Source organism: Cohnella sp. GCM10027633 (assembly GCF_042675445.1).
Classification (GTDB): Bacteria; Bacillota; Bacilli; order Paenibacillales; family Paenibacillaceae; genus Cohnella.
On record NZ_JBHTGV010000007.1, the window covers coordinates 85,129 to 104,949 of the forward strand.

Annotated in this window: 15 protein-coding genes and 1 riboswitch; of the genes, 13 read left to right on the forward strand and 2 right to left on the reverse strand. The window is 61.7% G+C overall.

The features are described 5' to 3' along the window. Positions 1-5 precede the first annotated feature (5 nt). The 8 genes from uca (at position 6) to ACFQZG_RS17140 (ending at position 11,375) form a co-directional block, all read left to right on the forward strand. Positions 6-3,653: an urea carboxylase gene (uca, locus tag ACFQZG_RS17105; RefSeq protein ID WP_378154643.1), complete on the forward strand. Its 3,648-nt coding sequence runs from the start codon at positions 6-8 to the stop codon at positions 3,651-3,653. 19 nt (positions 3,654-3,672) lie between these two features. Continuing rightward, complete coding sequence (locus ACFQZG_RS17110; protein WP_378154645.1) at positions 3,673-5,025, forward strand: allophanate hydrolase; 1,353 nt, start codon at positions 3,673-3,675, stop codon at positions 5,023-5,025. 13 nt (positions 5,026-5,038) lie between these two features. After that, complete coding sequence (locus ACFQZG_RS17115) at positions 5,039-5,434, forward strand: allophanate hydrolase-related protein (protein WP_378154647.1); 396 nt, start codon at positions 5,039-5,041, stop codon at positions 5,432-5,434. 311 nt (positions 5,435-5,745) lie between these two features. Further along, positions 5,746-5,924: riboswitch (cyclic di-AMP (ydaO/yuaA leader) on the forward strand. Between the two features lie 104 nt (positions 5,925-6,028). Beyond that, on the forward strand, positions 6,029-7,852 hold the full coding sequence (locus tag ACFQZG_RS17120) for an APC family permease (RefSeq protein ID WP_378154648.1): 1,824 nt from the start codon (positions 6,029-6,031) through the stop codon (positions 7,850-7,852). A gap of 50 nt (positions 7,853-7,902) precedes the next feature. Continuing rightward, complete coding sequence (locus ACFQZG_RS17125) at positions 7,903-8,364, forward strand: heme-degrading domain-containing protein (RefSeq protein ID WP_378154650.1); 462 nt, start codon at positions 7,903-7,905, stop codon at positions 8,362-8,364. A gap of 407 nt (positions 8,365-8,771) precedes the next feature. After that, positions 8,772-9,563 (forward strand): class I SAM-dependent methyltransferase, encoded by a 792-nt coding sequence (locus ACFQZG_RS17130; RefSeq protein WP_378154651.1) that lies wholly within the window; start codon positions 8,772-8,774, stop codon positions 9,561-9,563. A gap of 16 nt (positions 9,564-9,579) precedes the next feature. Further along, the gene (locus tag ACFQZG_RS17135; protein WP_378154653.1) at positions 9,580-10,386 is read left to right on the forward strand and encodes a hypothetical protein; all 807 of its coding nucleotides are present in this window, start codon (positions 9,580-9,582) and stop codon (positions 10,384-10,386) included. A gap of 17 nt (positions 10,387-10,403) precedes the next feature. Next, positions 10,404-11,375 carry an aldo/keto reductase gene (locus ACFQZG_RS17140; protein WP_378154655.1) on the forward strand — a complete coding sequence of 324 codons (972 nt, stop codon included), beginning with the start codon at positions 10,404-10,406 and terminating at the stop codon, positions 11,373-11,375. Positions 11,376-11,377: 2 nt separating this feature from the next. Here the strand turns inward: ACFQZG_RS17140 and ACFQZG_RS17145 are convergent, their stop codons facing one another. Continuing rightward, positions 11,378-12,283 (reverse strand): LysR family transcriptional regulator, encoded by a 906-nt coding sequence (locus ACFQZG_RS17145; RefSeq protein ID WP_378154657.1) that lies wholly within the window; start codon positions 12,281-12,283, stop codon positions 11,378-11,380. A gap of 173 nt (positions 12,284-12,456) precedes the next feature. On the opposite strand from ACFQZG_RS17145, the gene ACFQZG_RS17150 reads away from it, so the two are divergent. The 5 genes from ACFQZG_RS17150 (at position 12,457) to ACFQZG_RS17170 (ending at position 18,911) form a co-directional block, all read left to right on the forward strand. Beyond that, a complete protein-coding gene (locus ACFQZG_RS17150) occupies positions 12,457-13,596 on the forward strand; it encodes an ABC transporter substrate-binding protein (protein WP_378154659.1) in 1,140 nt (379 codons plus the stop codon). Positions 13,597-13,599: 3 nt separating this feature from the next. Then, complete coding sequence (locus tag ACFQZG_RS17155) at positions 13,600-15,390, forward strand: ABC transporter permease (RefSeq protein ID WP_378154661.1); 1,791 nt, start codon at positions 13,600-13,602, stop codon at positions 15,388-15,390. Further along, a complete protein-coding gene (locus ACFQZG_RS17160; protein ID WP_378154663.1) occupies positions 15,387-16,502 on the forward strand; it encodes an ABC transporter ATP-binding protein in 1,116 nt (371 codons plus the stop codon). Before ACFQZG_RS17155 ends, ACFQZG_RS17160 begins: the two co-directional genes overlap by 4 nt. 6 nt (positions 16,503-16,508) lie before the next feature. Further along, positions 16,509-17,162, forward strand: coding sequence for a metallophosphoesterase (locus tag ACFQZG_RS17165; protein WP_378154665.1), 654 nt, complete (start codon positions 16,509-16,511; stop codon positions 17,160-17,162). Positions 17,163-17,255: 93 nt separating this feature from the next. Further along, positions 17,256-18,911, forward strand: a complete 1,656-nt coding sequence (locus tag ACFQZG_RS17170) for an FAD-binding dehydrogenase (RefSeq protein WP_378154667.1) — start codon at positions 17,256-17,258, stop codon at positions 18,909-18,911. A 100-nt stretch (positions 18,912-19,011) separates the two neighbouring features. Here the strand turns inward: ACFQZG_RS17170 and ACFQZG_RS17175 are convergent, their stop codons facing one another. Beyond that, positions 19,012-19,791, reverse strand: coding sequence for an SDR family NAD(P)-dependent oxidoreductase (locus ACFQZG_RS17175; RefSeq protein ID WP_378154669.1), 780 nt, complete (start codon positions 19,789-19,791; stop codon positions 19,012-19,014). Positions 19,792-19,821 lie beyond the last annotated feature (30 nt).

Sequence of the window (19,821 nt, forward strand, 5' to 3'; positions counted from 1 at the left end):
TCATCATGTTCAACAAGGTTCTCATCGCCAACCGCGGAGCGATCGCCGTCCGCATCGAACGCACGCTGCGCAAGCTCGGCATCGCGTCCGTGGCCGTCTACACGAAGGCCGACCAAGACAGCCTTCACGTCGATAACGCCGACGAGGCGATTCTGATCGGCGACGGTCCGGCCAAGGACAGCTATCTGAACGCGGAGCTCATTCTCCGCATCGCGGAGGAGACGGGCGCGCAGGCGATCCACCCGGGCTACGGCTTCCTGAGCGAGAACGCCGGCTTCGCCCGCGCTTGCCGCGAGCGCGGCATCGCCTTCATCGGACCGACGCCGGAGCAGATGGAGACGTTCGGGCTGAAGCACTCCGCCCGAGAAGCGGCGGAGCGCGCCGGCGTACCGATGCTGCCGGGGACGGGGCTCATCTCCGAGCTTGCGGATGCAACGCTCGAGGCGAAGAGAATCGGCTACCCGGTCATTCTGAAGAGCACGGCCGGAGGCGGCGGCATCGGCATGCGGGTGTGCGCGGACGAAGCGGCGCTCGAAGCCGCGTTCGATTCGGTCCGGCATCTCGCGGAAGCGAACTTCAAGAACGGAGGCGTCTTCCTCGAGAAGTACATCGCGAAGGCGCGTCACGTCGAAGTGCAAATCTTCGGCAACCGGTTCGGGGAAGTGGTGGCGCTCGGCGAGCGGGATTGCTCGATCCAACGCCGCAATCAGAAGGTCATCGAAGAGACGCCGGCGCCGAACCTATCCGCGGACGTGCGCGCGAGCATGCTGGAATCGGCTCGCCGCCTGGCGGCGGAAGTCGGCTACCGCAGCGCGGGGACGGTGGAATACCTCTACGATCCCGATTCTTGCGAGTACTACTTCCTGGAGGTCAATACTCGGCTGCAGGTCGAGCACGGCGTCACCGAGGAAGTGCTCGGCGGGCTCGATCTCGTCGAGTGGATGGTTCGCGAAGCGGCGGACGAGATGACCGGCCTTGCCGCGCTCGTGCCGCAGCCTAGCGGTCATAGCATGCAGGCGCGGATCTACGCGGAGGATTGCTTGCAAGGGTTCCGCCCAAGCGCGGGACAGATGGACCAGGCACTATTCTCCTCGGATGCGCGCAACGAGACGTGGGTGCGGGACGGCATGACGGTCACGACGCTGTACGATCCGATGCTCGCCAAGATTATCGTCAAGGGCACCGATCGCGAGGACGCGATCCGCAAGCTGGCGAAGGCGCTCGCGGAGACGAGGTTCTACGGCATCACGACGAACCTTCAATATTTGCAAGAGCTGCTCGCGAGCGAAGATTGCGTCTCGGGCAACGTCTATACGCAGCTGCTGTCCGGCTTCGAGCCGGCGGAACGCGCGCTCGAGGTGCTCGACGGCGGCGTTCAGACGACGGTTCAGGATTATCCGGGTCGCGTCGGCTACTGGGATGTCGGCGTGCCTCCGTGCGGACCGATGGACCCGCTGTCGTTCCGCATCGGGAACAAGCTGCTCGGCAACGCGGACGACGCGGCCGGCCTCGAGATGACGCTGCGCGGCGGCACATTCCGGTTCCGCAGCGACATGGCGTTCTGCGTGACCGGGGCCGACATGCAGCCGACGCTCGACGACGAGCCGGTGCGCCCGTATCGCGTCGTTCGCGCCCGTCGCGGCCAGACGCTCGCGTTCGGCGAGGCTCGCGAAGGAATGCGCGCGTACTTGCTCATTCAAGGCGGCCTCGATATGCCGCGAATCTTGGGCAGCGCGTCCACGTTCACGCTCGGCAACTTCGGCGGGCACGGCGGCCGCGCGATCCGGACGGGCGACGTTCTGAACGTGAACGAAGGCTCGATTGAAGCCGCCGGTTCGTCGGCGGTCGACGCCTCGGAGGAACTCGGCCTGGCGCAACTGCACCAGCCTGCGATGACGAAGGCGTGGACGATCGGCGTCATTCCGGGGCCGCACTGCACGGAGGAGTTCCTGCGTCCGGCCTATCTGACGCAACTGACGGAGACGGCTTGGGAAGTGCACTACAACAGCTCGCGGACGGGCGTTCGCCTCATCGGTCCCGCGCCGCTCTGGACGAGGGAAGACGGCGGCGAAGCAGGGCTGCACCCGTCGAACATCCACGACAATGCGTACGCCGTCGGCACGCTCGATCTTACCGGCGACATGCCGATTCTGCTCGGCCCGGACGGCCCGAGCCTCGGCGGCTTCGTCTGTCCGGTCACGACGGCGACGGCAGAGCTGTGGAAGCTCGGCCAGCTGCACCCGGGCGATACCGTTCGTTTCCGGCTGCTGACGCTGCAGGAAGCGGAGGCGCTGCGCGCCGCGCAGGAGCACAACCTGTGGGCGATCGGAGAAGGCGAGCGGGAGGCGTTCGAGCCGGTCGTGCTGCCGCCTTCGGCGGTCTCGGACTTCCGTACCGATTACCCGATCCTTCATCGCGACGCGTCGCCGGGCCGCCGGTTCCCGCTGACGATTCGTTGCTGCGGCGATCAATACCTGCTCGTCGAATACGGGGAGCTGGAGCTCGATCTGGCGCTTCGCTTCCAAGCGAACGCGCTCATGCAGGCGATCAAGGACAGCGGGGCGATTCCGGTCGTCGATCTGACGCCGGGCATCCGCTCCTTGCAGGTGCACATCGATCCTTCGAAGACGACGGCGATGGAAGCGTGCGCCCGCATCGTGGAGATCGATCGTTCGCTTCCGCCGCTCGACTCGATCCGCGTGCCGTCGCGCATCGTCCGGCTGCCGCTGTCGTGGGACGATCCGGCGACACGCGTCGCCATCGACCGCTACCAGCAGAACGTCCGCCCCGACGCGCCGTGGTGCCCGAGCAACATCGAGTTCATCCGCCGCGTGAACGGACTGGACAGCATCGACGACGTGCAGCGCATCGTGTTCGACGCGAACTACCTCGTGCTCGGTCTCGGCGACGTCTACCTCGGCGCGCCGGTCGCGACGCCGACCGATCCGCGCCACCGGCTCGTGACGACGAAGTATAACCCGGCGCGCACGTGGACGCCGGAGAACGCCGTCGGCATCGGCGGAGCGTACATGTGCGTCTACGGCATGGAAGGCCCGGGCGGCTATCAATTCGTCGGCCGCACGGTGCAGATGTGGAACAAGCTGCGCCCGACGGCGAGCTTCAAGCCGGGCCAGCCTTGGCTGCTTCGCTTCTTCGATCAAATTCAATTTTACCCGGTTAGCGCCGAGGAGCTGCTCGTCTTGCGGGAAGACTTCCTGCGCGGCCGGTTCGAAGCGGACATTACGGAGACGGAGTTCGACTTCGGCGAATATTTGAAGTTCCTCGACGACATCAAGGAAAGCGCGGACGCCTTCAAGACCAAGCAGCAGGCGGCGTTCCAAGCCGAGCGCGAGAGCTGGAAGCGTCTCGGGCTCGCCGAGTACGTGTCCGAGCAAGAGGCGCCGAAGCCTACCGAAGAGAACGAGTTACCCGCGGGGGCGGTGCCCGTGCGGACGCCGATGCCGGGCAGCGTGTGGAAGGTGCTCGTTTCGCCGGGCCAAGCGGTCAAGAAAGGCGATACGCTCATCATCCAAGAGAGCATGAAGATGGAATTCGCGCAGCAGGCACCCGCGGACGGCATCGTCGGGTCGCTGTTCGTGACGCCGGGCGATCCGGTCCATTCGGGACAGCTTATCGCAAGCATAATGAAATAGAGGATGGAGGCGCATACCGATGGAGAAGACAATCGTTCCGGAGTCGCTGACGATAAGCGAACTCCGGGAGCTCTATCGAAGCGGCAAAGTAACGCCGGCGCAGGTCGTCATGGAGATCATCCGGCGGGCGAAGCGGGACGAAGGAATGAATATCTGGATTACGCCGCCGGAATGGCAGCGGATAGAACCGTACCTGCTTCGGTTGAACGGACTCGATCCGGAGCATGCGCCGCTCTGGGGCATTCCGTTCGCGATCAAGGACAATATCGATTGGTCGGCGGCGCCGACGACGGCAGCGTGCCCGGCGTACGCGTACGAGCCTTCCGAGGATGCGGCGGTCGTCGAGCGGCTCGTCGCCGCGGGGGCGATCCCGATCGGCAAGGCGAACCTCGACCAGTTCGCTACCGGGCTCGTCGGCGCGCGCAGTCCTTACGGCGAGACGCACAACTCGCTCAAGCCGGAGCTGATCAGCGGCGGCTCGAGCGGCGGCTCGGCGGTCGCGGTCGCCCGCGGCCAAGCGGCGTTCTCGCTCGGCACCGACACCGCCGGTTCCGGGCGCGTGCCGGCGCACCTGAACCGGCTCGTCGGCCTGAAGCCGAGCCTAGGCGCTTGGCCGGTCCACGGCGTCGTGCCGGCATGCGAGAGCCTGGACTGCGTGACCGTATTCGCTTGGAGCGCGGAAGAAGCGTACGAGGTTGACCGCATCGCCCGCGGGCCGCACGATGGCGATCCATGGTCGCGGCGGCTGCCGGCTCCGGCTGCCGCGCTCCCGACCCGCGTCTGCGTGCCGATCGCCGGAACGGTCGCGTTCTACGGCCCTTACGCCGAGGCATACGAGCGGGCATGGGACGCAACTCTCGCGTCGCTCGCCGGCTTGGGCATTCCCGTCGAGGAAGTCGATATCTCGCAATACGGCGAAGCGGCATCGGTATTGTACGAAGGCCCCTGGGTCGCGGAGCGTTGGGCGGGACTCGGCGCGTTCGTCGAGGCGCATCCGGGCGCCGTGCTGCCGGTGACCGAGCGTATTCTCCGTTCCGGCGCGGACGAGCGGCATACTGCGGCATCGTTGTTCCAAGCGATGCACAAGCTGCAGGAATATAAGCTCGAGGCGCGCAAGCGGCTGAAGGACGCGGTGCTCGTCCTGCCGACGGCGGGCGGCACGTGGACACGGGAGCAGGTGCGGCAAGATCCCGTCGCGACGAACCGCGACATGGGCCGATATACGAACCATTGCAATCTGCTCGACATGTGCGCGATCGCTCTGCCTGCCGTCGATGCGGCCGACGATCTGCCGTTCGGCATTACGCTGTTCGCGGCGGCGGAGCGCGAGGACCTCGTCCGCGGCGCCGCGCTCGCCATCCAGAACAATTAAAGGAGAGGTGCTTATGTCCCAGGAGACGACGTTAGTGGCCGTATGCGGCTTGCATATGCGAGGCTATCCGCTCGAGAAGCAATTGCTGGAGAGGGGGGGCTCGTTCGTCCGCGAGACGACGACCGCTCCGAAGTATCTCATGCTGAAGCTGCCGACGACGCCGGCGAAGCCGGGCTTGATCAAGCTGCCGCAGGGCGGCGGGGCGATCGCGCTTGAGGTGTGGGAGCTGCCGATGGCGGCGTTCGGCTCGTTCGTCGCCTTGATTCCCGGTCCGCTCGGCATCGGCAAGGTGGAGCTCGCAGACGGCACGGAGGTGCCCGGGTTCATCTGCGAAGGCTATGCCGCCGACCTGCCCGGCATCGAGGACATTACGGGCTTGGGCGGCTGGAAAAAGTTAACCGAGAATTAAGCCGCAACGCCCATAATCATACAGGCACCCGGAAACTCCGGGTGCCTTTTTAGCCCAAGTTGGCGCTTTTTAGATGCATAATAGACGATCGTCACCGCGTTCGCAGGTATTTTTATCAAGTAGATGCTTGCAAGTCGCTCATACGAAGCATGATCGCGCATGGCGCAAGTTCGAGATGCCCGGCAATGAGTAGCCGCAATGAATGCGCATTCATGCCGGATTCGCCGCCCATATACCCGATTTGGTCCGAAAATCGCGTTTTACAACCGCAAGCGACAGGACTATGATCATAACGTTCCATCAACCGAATAGAACGCGATACGCTGAGTTTCCGGGCAACCGGAGAGCGGGGGAACCAAGTGCAAGTTGCGACGGGCCGGAAGGCTTGCCGCGCGGGGTGAATCGAGGGAGGCCGACCGGCCGAGCTCGTAGGGCGACTCTATACGCCCGAATCCGACAGCTAACCTCGTAAGCGTCTTAGAGGAGAGCAATCTTCGGCCATTCAAAGGCCGCGGGGTACCCCTCCGCGGTCTTTTTTGTTGCGGTCTTTTACGGGTATCCTAACTTCATTCTGCAGACTTGGCGGTGCAAGGCATGTATTCCATCAAAAGATTGTTAATCGGGCGTCCTCTGAAATCGAACGAACTCGGAGAGCAGAAGCTGATCAAGACGAAGGCGCTGGCGATTCTGTCGTCGGACGCGTTGTCGTCGGTCGCCTACGGGCCGGAGCAAATTCTGATCGTCCTGTTCGCCATCGGAGCGGCGGCGATGTGGTACTCCGTGCCGATCGCGATCGGCGTGCTGATCCTGCTGCTGGCGCTGATTCTCTCCTACCGGCAAGTGATCTTCGCGTATCCTCACGGCGGCGGCGCGTACGTCGTCTCGAAGGAGAACCTCGGCATGTTCGCGGGGCTCGTCTCGGGCGGCTCTCTGCTCGTCGATTACGTGCTGACCGTGGCGGTCAGCGTCTCGGCGGGCACGGACGCGATCACGTCGGCCTTCCCGAGTCTGCACGGCTATTCGGTCGTCATCGCGGTTGTATTCGTCGTGTTCATTACGATCTTGAATTTGCGCGGGGTGACGGAGTCCGCTTCGATTCTCGCTTATCCTGTCTATTTGTTCGTACTGGCGCTGTTCATACTGATCGGCGCGGGCATCTATAAGATCACGACCGGCGACGTGTCGGCGGATCTGTATACGTCCGTCGGCACGCCGGTCGCGGGCGTCACCTTGTTCCTGCTCTTGAAGGCGTTCGCCTCGGGCAGCTCGGCGCTGACGGGGGTCGAGGCGATCTCGAACGCGATTCCGAACTTCAAGTCGCCGGAGCCGAACAACGCGGCGAAGACGCTGATCGCGATGGGCGCGCTGCTGGCGATTCTGTTCTCCGGCATCGTCGTGCTGGCCTACTACTACGGCGTATCGCCGAGAGCCGAAGTGACCGTCGTGTCGCAAATCGCGGAGTCGACGTTCGGCCGCCACTTCATGTACTTCTTCATTCAAGGCACGACGGCGCTCATCCTCATCCTCGCGGCGAACACCGGCTACTCCGCGTTCCCGCTGCTCGCGGTCAACCTGGCGAAGGATAAGTTCATTCCGCGCATGTTCACCGTCCGCGGCGACCGGCTCGGCTACTCGAACGGCATCATCAGCCTCGGCGTGCTGTCGATCGTGCTGATCGTCGCCTTCGAGGCTCACACGGAGCGGCTCATTCCCCTGTACGCAGTTGGCGTATTCATTCCGTTCACCCTCGCGCAGCTCGGCATGATGCGCAAGTGGCTCCGCGAGAAGCCGCCGGGCTGGGCGGCGAAGCTCGCGGTCAATACTGTCGGCGCGATCATCTGCTTCACCGTCACGATGATGTTCTTCGTCACGAAATTCGGGCAGGTGTGGCCGGCGCTCGTGTTCATGCCGCTTATCATCTTTATTTTCTACCGGATCAAGAAGCACTATGAGGCCGTTGGCGACCAACTGCGCCTGACGACTTGCGAACCGAACGTTCCGATCGAGGGCAACGTGATCATCCTGCCGGTATCGGGCATCACGCACGTCGTCGAGCATTCGGTGAACTACGCGCAGTCGCTCAAGCCCGACCAGATTATCGCCGTCTACATTCCGTTCGAGCGGGAGGACGAGGCGCTGTTCGAGGAGAAGTGGAGCAAGTGGCGGCCCGAGATCCGTCTCGTGACGCTGCATTCCCATTACCGGAGCATCATCCAGCCGCTGAGCAAGTTCATCGACACGGTGCAGCGCAAGGCGGGCGAATCGAACTATCAGGTGACGGTCGTCATTCCGCAGTTCATTCCGAAGAAAGGCTGGCACAACATTCTGCACAACCAGACCAGCTTCATGCTTCGCGCGTATTTGCTGTATCGCAAGGACGTTATCGTGACCACGGTTCCTTACCATCTGAAGAAGTAACGTGTTATCATACAACGCATAGGACGTAACGAAGGAAGGGATATCGGAGCATGAGCGAACTGTTGGATACGTTATTGAAGCAAGAAAAGGAACTGCAATTCGAATCGTTCGCGAATGACGAAGCGTTGGCGCTAGGCAGCTTGATCGTCGGGCTGGCGAAGGAGCTCGGCAAGGGCATCGCGGTCCACATCGAGAACGATGCGCATCCGCTGTACACGCACTACATGGCGGGGACGAACGAGGGCAACATCTATTGGATCAACGCGAAGAAGAACGTCGTGAACCGTTTCGGCCACAGCTCGCTCTATATCGGAGAGAAGTACAAGGCCGAGGGGACGACGTTCAAGGAAGCTTCGGGGTTGTCGTCGGAGGAGTACCAAGCCGAGGGCGGGTGCTTCCCGATTCTCGTGAAGGGTCGAGGAAAAGTCGGCACCGTGACCGTCACCGGGTTGACCGGCGAGGAGGACCACTGGTACGCGGTCGAGGGGATTAGACGGTTGTTGGCGCGATAAAATAGGGAGCTGTCCGTTGTCCGCGGTCGTCGCGGGGGCGGGCGGCTCTTGTTCATATGGCTGGTGGTTGCGGCTGTTTACGGCTGGAACCCCGGCGCGGCGGCATTATTTTCAGGCAAGGTGTAAAATGTACATCTAATTTCGGCGCTTGACGCCGAATGGCGTAGTTAGTTGCATTTTGTACACTTAGATTGGGCAAATCGGACGAACGTTAGCGAAATTCGTGAAACTAGCTGCATGAAATGCAACTAATGGTCTGGAGCGTGCATCGACAGGCGATTGTAGCTGTACATTATGCAACTACGAGATGTGGAAATCGCTTGCGCACGCTGGTCAGCATTCGGACTAATTGGTAAAATCTCCTTCTCAGCACTCATCCGAACGAATCGAAGGAGCGATTGCCAAGCATGTTTCCAGACGTAACGAAGCATCCGGATCATCTGAGCGGACAGAGCAGGCCCTGGTGCGACCAATTGGCGGCCAAGACGGGTCGGTACGAGTATCCGTGGCGATCTATCGTGGATGGCATCTCTGCCGAGAGCGTGCTCACGGCGATGTTGACGGCGGCGATCGACGGAGGACGTATCCTCGACGTCGGTTGCGGACACGGCGATTATACGAAGCGGTGGGCGGAGCAGGCGGACGAAGTCGTCGGGTTCGACATGACGAAGGGGTTCATTGCGACAGCGAACTTGGAGCGGCCCTCGAACGTCCAATTCGTCGTAGGGGATACGCATAACGGACTGCCGTTCGCCGACGATACGTTCGATCTGGCTTATACGAAGAAGGGGCCGGGGAGCTGGTACGCGGAAGGCAATCGCGTCGTCCGTCCCGGCGGCAGGCTGATCATGCTTCATCCGGGAGACGGCAATGGAGAAGCAGGCGAGCTAGGCGAGGCGTTCCCGGGACTTTTCAGTCCGGCCGCGGCGGGGACGCCGGTGTTGGATCGCATCGAAGAGCGCTTGGGGACTAGCGGGTTGTCGGGAGTCTCGATTACGAGGCTGAAGGAGATCGTCTGGATTCCGACGCCGGAGGATATCATGGCACTCGTAACGTTCGGGCAGAGCGACGCTTATGCGTCATATGTGAAGGAAACGTGTTACGAGGGGATCGTCTCGCAATTCGAGAAGCACGCCAGCGGGCAAGGGATAAGAACGACTGGGTTTTACTATATGGTTCAAGCGACGGCTCAATTCTAATTTGAGAGGGATAGAGATGAAAGTATGGAAGATAACACCGAAAGAAAAGAGGATAACGCTAAAATCTAGTCAGAATACAAATGATTTTGAATTAATTGTAAACAATTTTATGGGTAACCGGATGAAGAGTTGGTGGAACTCGATAACGTTAGAGTCTTATAAAAAAGGTAACAATACCGATTACTTTTATTTGGCTTCAGGTATTCCAGTGTTCTCTTCGAGAGTAGTAGAAGTTCTTACTCCTCTGATAGGTCATTGTGTGGAGTTTCTATGCGCGAGTCATGAAGATTTTGAAATTTTTATCGCTAATGTTTTTGTTGCAAATGATGTTGTTGATTTCGATAGATCATCAATAGTTACTACGTCTCAAAGTGGATTATTAGAATCATTTGATAAGATTTGCTTTATCTCAGAAAATGTATCCAAATATCCTATTTTTAAAGTTGTCGAAGATAACATATGTGATATTTATGTCAACGATGATTTTGTTAATTTGGTACATTCTCAACATGTAAAAGGGTTTACATTTACGGAAGTTTGGGATTCCGAAATCTCGAACGATTCTACTGAAGAGAGTCAAGAGTTATATAAACAATTATTGTCTTCAATCGAAAGTTACAGAGGGCCAAAGTATAAGTGGGATAATGCTGTTCAATTGGCGCACAATGGGGAAATAATGCAAAGCGGGCATTGGCAGATGCAAGTGGATTATGGAATAGTTCAGTTATATGTTCTAAATGAAGATTGTAAGTATTACTCGTTTGACTCTATGCATATCCCTCCTGGAGTATTGCTTTTGGAGTGGCAAGTGAAGCGAAGTTAAAGAGGAGCGACAATCGCATGGAATACAGAAGACTGGGAAGAACGGGACTCGAGGTGTCGGCGCTCGGACTGGGCACGAACGCCTTCGGCAAGCGCGCGGACGAGCCGACATCGGTTCGCATCGTGCATTACGCGATGGATAGCGGCATCAACTTCATCGACACGGCGAACATCTACGCGGGCACCGAATCCGAGCGGATTATCGGAATCGCGCTCGAAGGCAGGCGGCACGAAGCGGTGCTGGCGACCAAAGCCGGGCTCGTCGCCGGCAAGGGGCCGAACGCGAACGGCTCGTCGCGGGGGCATCTCCTGCGCGAGCTGGAAGCCAGCCTCAAGCGTCTTCGTACCGATTACGTCGACCTTTATCAGATTCACACGTTCGACCCGAACACGCCGCTCGAGGAGACGCTTCGCGCATTGGACGACATGGTGTCGTCCGGCAAAGTTCGCTACGTCGGAGCCTCCAACTATGCCGCATGGGAGCTCATGAAGGCGCTTGGCATCAGCGACCGCCACGGCTTCGTCCGCTATTGCGCGACGCAGACGAGCTATTCGCTCGCGGACCGGACGCCCGAGCAAGAGCTCGTGCCTCTGTGCCTCGACCAAGGCGTCGGGATCATCCCGTATTTTCCGCTGGCGGGCGGCATACTCAGCGGGAAGTACGGCGCGGGCGGAGAGGCGCCGGCCGAAGCCCGGTCGAATACGGACCCCGGCTTCCGCCGGTTCCTCGACGATCGGACGATCGCCCTCGGCCAGGAGGTCGGCGGCATCGCCTCGGCATTCGGAACGACGCCAAGCGCGCTGTCGTTGGCTTGGCTGATGGACCGTCCCGCGGTCTCGACGGTCATCGTCGGCGCCACGCGTCCCGAGCAGGTCGAAGACAATCTGCGCAGCTTGTCGCCGCTCGACGAGCAAGCGAAGCGGGCGCTCGACGCGGCGAGCGAGCCGTTCCGCAGCGGCAAGCCGTTCGCGCTGTACCGATTGCCCTAACGCTACCCCTGAACCGTAACCTCGCATTGCTCCTTCATATATTGAATGAACGCCAGGACGTGATGAGCCATCACGTCCTCTTGGCGATAGACTAGGCAGATGTGCCGATTCCGCACGCGGCCGGGCAAATCCCGCGCGACCAGCTCTCCTTCCCGAGCCTCCTTCATGACGCTGCGCCAAGGCACGATGCCGACGCCGATGCCGTGCTTCACCGACTCCTTGATCGTCTCGATCGCCCCCAACTCCATCCGCACGTTCCACTGCAACCCGTTATCCTTCGCCCATAGCTCGGACAGCTCGCGCGAGGTCGAGCCTTGCTCGTGAACGAGGAAGGCTTCGCCCCTAAGATCGTCCAGCGACAGCTCTGGCGACCGGACCAGCGGGTGCGTCGTCGGAAGCAACAGCTTCAGGCCGTCTTCGACGAGCGGGACGACTCGAAGTTCTTCGATCGCGATATCGCCCAAGAGCGATACGACCGCGACGTCGATCTCGTAGCCGCGAAGCAGTTCCAGAATATCGCCCGCTTGCTTCACCGTTAGCATCGGCATGACGTTAGGGTTCCGGGATTGATAATCGGCTAGATACGGCGGCATGAAGTAGGTAGCCGGCGTGTAGCTCGCGCCCACTCTCAGTTGTCCCCGTCCTTGGTCGCGATGCTCGGCCATCAAGCGGTCGGACTCGTCCACCAGGGCGCAGATCCGCTTGGCATAGGGAAGAAGCGTCCGTCCCGCATCGGTGAGATGCATGCGGCGGGGCAGCTTGCGGAACAGCTCGACGCCGAGGTCTTCCTCCAGTTTTTTCAGGTGAAAAGTGACCGTCGGTTGCTTCAATCGGAGCTCGGAGGCCGCTTCCGTCAAGGTCGCGAAGCGGGCCGCATAAGCGAATACGCGCAGCTGTTGCAGGTTCATGGAGGCGTTCCTTTCCGGGTGAGAATCGGATGCTGCCTCCACTATAGATAACGCTGATGGGATTATCAATATCCATACATGTTATTTGATGTAAGTTTATCGCACAGTTAACGTTACTCTTACAATCCTCTATTAATCTTAGAAAGAAGAAGATCAGTGGGGGGCTAGGAACAATGTTGAATAAGAACGCGAAGAACGGATTGTTGCTCGCGATCGGCACGGTAATGGCCATGTCGATCCTATCCGGGTGCGGCGGCAAGGACAATGCTTCGAACGCGAATAACGCTCCGTCATCCGACGCGGTACAAGCCGCGGACGCATCGCCGTCGACCGAAGCGACGCCGTCCGAAACGACACCGGCCAGCTCCGAAGCTCCGCAAGACGCCGAGCCGCTCGTCGTGTACTTGAACGACTTCGACGCGATCGTTCAACCGCTGTTCGAAGCGAAGACGGGCTACAAGCTCGAGATCGTCTCGGGCAACGGCGCGGAGATCGCTTCGCGGATCGAAGCGGAGAAGGGCAACCCGCATTGGGACGTCGTCTGGATGGACTCGATGCCGACGATCGACGCGATGGGCAAGAACGGCCAGCTGTTGGCCGATTGGACGCCTAGCAACGTCGACAACCTGACCGACTTCGCCCAAGGCTTGCTTCCGGCGAACAAGACGTACTACCCGACGGGCGCGCACGCCGCTTCCGTCATCGTATACAACACCAAGTCGTTCGACGCGAGTTCCGCGCCGAAGACGTGGAACGACCTGACCGACGCGAAGTTCAAGGACGCGATCGGCATGGCGGATCCGGCGGTAGCCGCGCCGGCGTTCCCGTTCGTTGCTTGGTTCTTCCAGTCGCAAGGCATGGACGGCGGCAAGTCGTACTTCGACAAGGTGCTCGCGAACGGCCTGCACGTGTACCCGAAAAACCCGAACGTAGCCAAAGCGCTCACGGGCGGCGAGATCAAAGCGGCCGCGCTGCAAGAGAGCAACGCGTACACGCTCAAAAACCAAGGCGAGCCGATCGAGATCGTCTGGCCGGAGGAAGGCGCTCCCGCATCGGTGCGCGTAGCGGCCATCCAGAAGGATTCGCCGCATGCGGACGCGGCGAAGGCGTTCGTGGAGTTCCTGCTTGACCCGGCAACGCAGCAAGCGCTCATCGACGGCGGCGACGAAAGCTACTTCGAGCCGTCCGCCAAAGGCGTCAACCCGAAGGCGGACCGCCAAGCGAACGCGAAGCTCGTCGTGGCCGAAGCGGGCTGGGCGGGAGAGCACGAAGGCGAGATCAAGCAATGGTTCGCCGACAAAGCGGTCAATTAAGCGATGCTTCGAATGCTTAAGCAGGAGAACAGGACGGGCTGGCTTATGCTAGCCGTCTTGTTCTTGCTTATTCTGCTGCCGCTCGCCGCCGTCGTCATTCAGGTGCTGCTGCCGGGCGTCTTCTTCGGGAGCTTGAAGATCGGCGATCTGTCGCTCTTGCTCGACGTCTTCCGCAGACCGCTCTGGTATGCTTCGCTCCAAAATTCCGTCACGCTCGGCATCGGGACGACGCTGCTCGGCACCGCGCTCGGCACGGCGCTGGCGATGGTGCGCCGGCGCTGGGCGTTCCCGACCGCGCGGCTGCTCGATCTCGCGGTGTGGCTGCTCCTCATTACGCCGTCGTTCATCCTCGCGCAAGGCTGGGTCATGTTCGCTTCCGCGGACGGGCTCGCGGCCGAATGGCTCGGCTGGAGCGGTCTGCACTCGCTTGTGTTCCAGCCGGCCGGTCTAATCGTCGTCATGACGCTTAGCAAGTTCCCGCTCGCCTACTTGACCGTGTCGGCCGCGCTCGAATGGAAGGTCGATCAACTGAACGACGCGGCGCGCTTATCCGGCGCCTCGCCGTGGACCGTATGGCGCACCATTCAAGCGCCGCTCATGCTGCCCGCGCTGTGCTCTGGCGCGATGCTCGTCTTCATGGACACGGTCGGCGACTTCGGCCTGCCGGCGTCCATCGCGACGGTGTTCCGCTATCCGACGCTGCCTTACTCGGTCTACTCGGCGCTGTATACGTCGCCGATCCGGTTCGATATGGCCGGCGCGCTGTCGTTCTATCTCGTGCTGCTGATCGCGCTCGCGATGAGCGTGCAGCTGTATATGCTGCGGCGCAGCCGGTACGACTTCCTTACGTCGCGCGCGACGAGATCGGAGCCGCGCAAGCCAAGGCGGCGGACGGCTTCGGCGATGCTCGCCGGCGGCAACGCGCTCTTCCTGCTCGTCGTCGTCGGCATCCCGTTCGGCTCGAACGCGCTCATGTCCGTCGCCGGAGAGGGCGCCGAACGAGGCCGGCTGACGCTCTCGCATTATCGCGAGCTGTTCCATAGCGGCGGCGTCATGCTGGAAGGCTTGACGCACTCGCTCGAGATCGCCGCGGCGGCCGCCTTGCTCGGGCTGCTCGTCGGCTTCCTGATCGCCTACGTGTTGACGTTCTCGCAGTTCAAGCTGCGCCGGACGATCGACGTCATCTCGCTCGTCTCGCTCGCGGTGCCGGGCATCGTGCTTGGCATCGGTTATATTTTCATCTGGAACCAGAAGTGGCTGGAGCACATCGGCTTGTTGCTGTACGGCACGCCGTGGATTCTCGTCTTGGCTAGCGTCGCCGGCGCGATCCCGATCATCACGCGGGTCATCGTCGGCGCGATGGCGAAGGTGCCCGCGCAGCTGTTGGCCGCCGCGCAGATGCAAGGCGCGTCGTTCACGCGGCGCATGGCGACCGTGCTCGTCCCGCTGACGCGGGGCGCGATCGTGTCCGCGGGATTGGCTGCCTTCGGCGCGACGGTGTTCGACCTCGCGATCGCTTCGATTCTGTATCCGCCCAACTACATGACGCTGCCGGTCGTTATCAACAAGGCGTTCGAGGATTTGAGGTTCGGCTACGCCGCGGCGGCGACGCTGACCGGCGGCGGACTCGTCATCCTGTTGATCGTCATCCTGGAATGGCTCGTCGTCCGGCCGAAGCGGATCGCGCGGCTCTGGCGGCGGAAGCAGCAGCTAACGCAACCCGAACATTCGTCTCATCCGCTTCAACCGTCGCAATCGTACCAAACTACGCCAGCAAGGAGACCTTCCGCATGAGCGAGCAACCGATTCTGGAAGTGAAGAACGTCGGCAAAAATTACGGCTCGCAGTCCGCGCTCCGCGACATCAGCTTCGAAGTGCGCGCGGGCGAAATCATTAGCGTGCTCGGCCCGTCCGGTTGCGGCAAGTCGACGCTCCTGCAACTGATCGCGGGGCTTCAGCAGCCGGATCTCGGGGAGATCGCGCTGCGGGGAGAGACGGTCGCCACGGCGAAGCGTCTCGTCGCCGCCGAGAAGCGCGGCATCAATATGGTGTTCCAAGACTATGCGCTATGGCCGCATATGAACGTATACGACAATATCGCCTACGGCTTGCGCCGCAAGAAGGCGTCCAACGAGACGATACGCGCCAAGATCGCCGAGCTCGTCGAGCTGCTGCATCTGAACGGCTTGACGGATCGCCTTCCGCCGCAGTTGTCGGGCGGCCAGCAGCAGCGCGTGGCGATCGCCCGCGCGCTCGCGACGGAGCCGGATCTGCTGCTGCTCGACGAGCCGCTCTCCAACCTGGACATGCGGCTGCGCATCGAGATGCGCTCGGAGATGGCCTACTTGTTCCGCCGTCTGGGGACGACGGTGTTCCACGTCACGCACGATCCGGACGAAGCGTTCTCGATGGCAGACCGCCTCGTCATCATGCGGGCGGGCGCGATCGACCAGATCGATCGGCCGCAGACGTGTTACGGCCGGCCGGCGACCCATTCGTCCGCGCAGCTGCTCGGGGCGGGCAACTTGCTCGAGGGTCGGCTCGTCGAAAGCGGCTCGTACGCGAAGGTGCGACTGGAAGACTGCGAGATCTCGGGAGTCGCGCCGGGAGATTCGTCGGGAGACTCGCCTGATGCCGGGGCAGCGGCGGAGAAGCGGGTGAACGTGCTTTTCCGCCCGGAGGCGGTCGTCTGGGAAGAGGAGGACGCGCTCGCCGGCAGGAACGCGATTCCGGCCAAGGTCGTCCACAGCGTCTTCGAAGGGGAGCGCTGGCGCGTGCTGGCCAAGACGAACGAGGGCCGGCAGGTGACTTTCCTGCACGAGCGGGCGCTCGACCGGGATTCGCAAGGCAGCTTGTCCGTTAAACCCGAAGATACATTCATCTATGCGCACGATAATGAGAGGTAGATTGCGATGTCCCGATTATTCGTAATATCCGATATCCATGGCCACGTCGCGGGGGCCAGACAATTATTGAAGATGGCGTGCTATACGCCGGGAACCGATCGTCTGATCATGCTGGGCGATTATATTAACGCGGATTCCGACGTTCGGAAGACGCTGAGGACGATTCGCACGCTGCATACGAACGGAGCGGTCGCGCTCGCGGGCAACATGGAACGGGCGTACTTGCTGAGGCACGTCTGCAAGAACGCGATCCCGATCGAAGGCGCCGCCACGCGCAAGTTCCTGGAATCGATGCCGCTCTATCATAAACGGGGCTCCTTCCTGTTCGTCCACGCGGGCATTCGGCCGGGCGTCCCGCTCAAAGGCCAGCGCGAGGAAGATTTGGTCAGCATCCGGCAAGATTTCTGGGGCAGCCGGACGGCGCATGCTTTCAACGTGATTTTCGGCCATACGCCGACTCAGAACATGGGGGCCGAGCCGGGGCAGCTGTGGCACGGGCCGCAGATGCTCGGCATCGATACGGGCGCGAAGCACGGACACCGGTTGACGCTCGTGGAGATGACGAACCGGGTCGCGTATTCGTGCTCGACGAACCCCGACATGCTGTACGGGGATTACCGACAGACGGATTGGGGCGCGCAATCTCAACTGAAAGGGTAAGCTGTAAAAAGATGTTTGTGCAATCGCTTACTTTTACTATATTCTCGTAGTAGATACGCCGATGGGCGGGCCGACTACGGGGAGGGCTGGCAAGTGGATTACGATGTAATCGTGGTAGGAGCGGGATTGGCCGGACTCGTCGCGACGGCGGAAGCCGCGGATGGCGGGAAGAGGGTGTTGCTGCTCGATCAGGAGCCCGAAGCTTCGCTCGGCGGGCAAGCTTGGTGGTCGTTCGGGGGCTTGTTCCTCGTCGATTCGCCGGAACAGCGCCGGATGGGAGTGCGGGATTCGTATGAGCTGGCATTGCAGGATTGGATAGGCTCGGCGGGCTTCGACCGCGACGAAGACGAGGATCGCTGGGGCCGCCGGTGGGCGGAAGCCTACGTAAAGTTCGCGGCGGAGGAGAAGCGGGAGTGGCTGCACAAGATGGGCGTCCGCTTCTTCCCGGTCGTCGGCTGGGCGGAGCGCGGCGGGCATCTTGCGGATGGCCACGGCAACTCCGTTCCCCGATTCCACATCGTGTGGGGAACCGGCCCGGGAATCGTCGCGCCGTTCGAGCGCCGGGTAAGGGAGCATATGTCCGGGGGACGCGTCGATTATAAGCCGCGCCACCGCGTAGATAAGCTGCTGGTCGGCGACGGCGGTAGGGTGACGGGCGCCAGCGGCGCCGTGCTCGTGCCGAGCTCGGCCGCGCGAGGAGAGGCCAGCTCGCGGGAAGTCGCGGGAGAGTTCTCGTATACGTCGAAGGCGGTTATCGTGACGAGCGGCGGCATCGGCGGCAATCCGGAGCTTATCCGGAAGAACTGGCCGAGTCGGCTGGGGACGCCTCCCGAGCGCATGCTGTCCGGCGTGCCCGAGCACGTCGACGGACGAATGCTGGCGATTACGGAGGAAGCGGGCGGCCGCATCGTGAACCGGGACCGCATGTGGCACTATACGGAAGGGCTGAAGAACTGGAGCCCGATCTGGCGCAACCACGGCATCCGCATTCTGCCGGGGCCTTCGTCGCTCTGGCTGGACGCGCGGGGGCGGCGGTTCCCGGTGCCGGCGCTGCCGGGCTTCGATACGCTCGGCACGCTGGAAGCGATCCAGAAGTCGGGACATTCGTACTCGTGGTTCATTCTGACGCAGAAGATCATCGAGAAGGAATTCGCGCTGTCCGGCTCCGAGCAGAACCCCGACTTGACCGGCAAGAACATTCGCCTGCTGCTGAAGCGGGTGCTGCCCGGCGCGCCGGGTCCGGTGCAGGCGTTCATGGACAAGGGCGAGGACTTCGTCATCGCGGGCAACTTGACGGAGCTCGTCGCCGGCATGAACAAGCTGACCGGAGACGGTCTGATCGAGCTCGAGGCGATCGAGGAGACGATCAAGGCGCGCGATCGCCAGCTGGATAACGAATTCTCGAAGGATCTGCAGATTACGGCGATCCGCGGCGCCCGCAAGTATCGCGGCGATAAGCTGATTCGCGTCGCGAAGCCGCACAAGCTTCTCGATCCGAAGAGCGGTCCGCTCATCGCGGTCCGGCTGAACTTGGTCAGCCGCAAGACGCTCGGCGGCTTGCAGACGAACTTGTCGGGCCGCGTGCTGAACGACGCGGGCGAAGAGGTGCCGGGTTTGTACGCGGCCGGAGAAGTCGCCGGCTTCGGCGGCGGGGGCGTGCACGGCTACCGCGCGCTCGAAGGCACGTTCCTCGGCGGCTGCCTGTTCAGCGGTAGAGTGGCGGGCCGAGCCGCGGCGAAGGACGTCTAGGCGCGGGATAGGGAGAGACCAGGCAGCGATTGCGCTGCCTGGTCTCTTGGCTGTTCGGGGCTCTTGCCGTGCCTCGCCGTGCTGGGTCCGGTTACAGCTTCTACAGCTTCTGCATAATGACGCTCTTCGTCACGCGGGTCACGAACCGTCTCGTGAACAGACGCGGCGCTTGCGTAAGCAGCCAATTCCCGAAGCCGGGCACGACGGACGTCTTGCCCTTCATCATCGCCGCGTATCCGATTCGCGCGGCTTGCATCGGCGGCATGAGCGCGGACGGCTTCGCGACTTTCTGTCCGTCCATCTTCGCCCGGCTGAAGAACTCGGTTCCCGTCGGCCCCGGACATAGCGCGGTGACGCTGACGCCGGTCCCCCGCAGCTCCGCCGCGACCGCTTCGGTCAAGCTCAGCACGAAAGCTTTGGTCGCCGAATAGTTCGCGCTCATCGGACAGGCGTAGAAGGACGTCGTAGAGCCGACGTTCAGAATGCGGCCGCTTCCGCGGGCGACCATGTCGCGCAGGAACAGCATCATCAGGTGCGACAGCGAACGGGCGTTCAGCTGAATCATGTCCAGTTCAGAGCGGATATCTTGCTCGTGCAACGGGCCGAACGATCCGACGCCCGCATTGTTGACGAGGATGTCGATCGCGATATCATCCTCCCGCAGCTTGCGATGCAGCAGCTCCGGCCCGTCGTCCCGGGTTAAATCGACGGGCACCGTTATGGCGTCGACGGCGTACCGATGCGCTAGCTCATGGGCGAGCGCGTCCAATTTCCGTTCGTTCCGCGCGGCGAGGACGATACGATGTCCCTTTTCCGCGCACAGCTCCGCGAAGGCTTTGCCGATTCCGCCGGAAGCGCCGGTAATCAGTACGGTTTGCATGTTGTAAAACCTCCAATAGAAAATGTACTT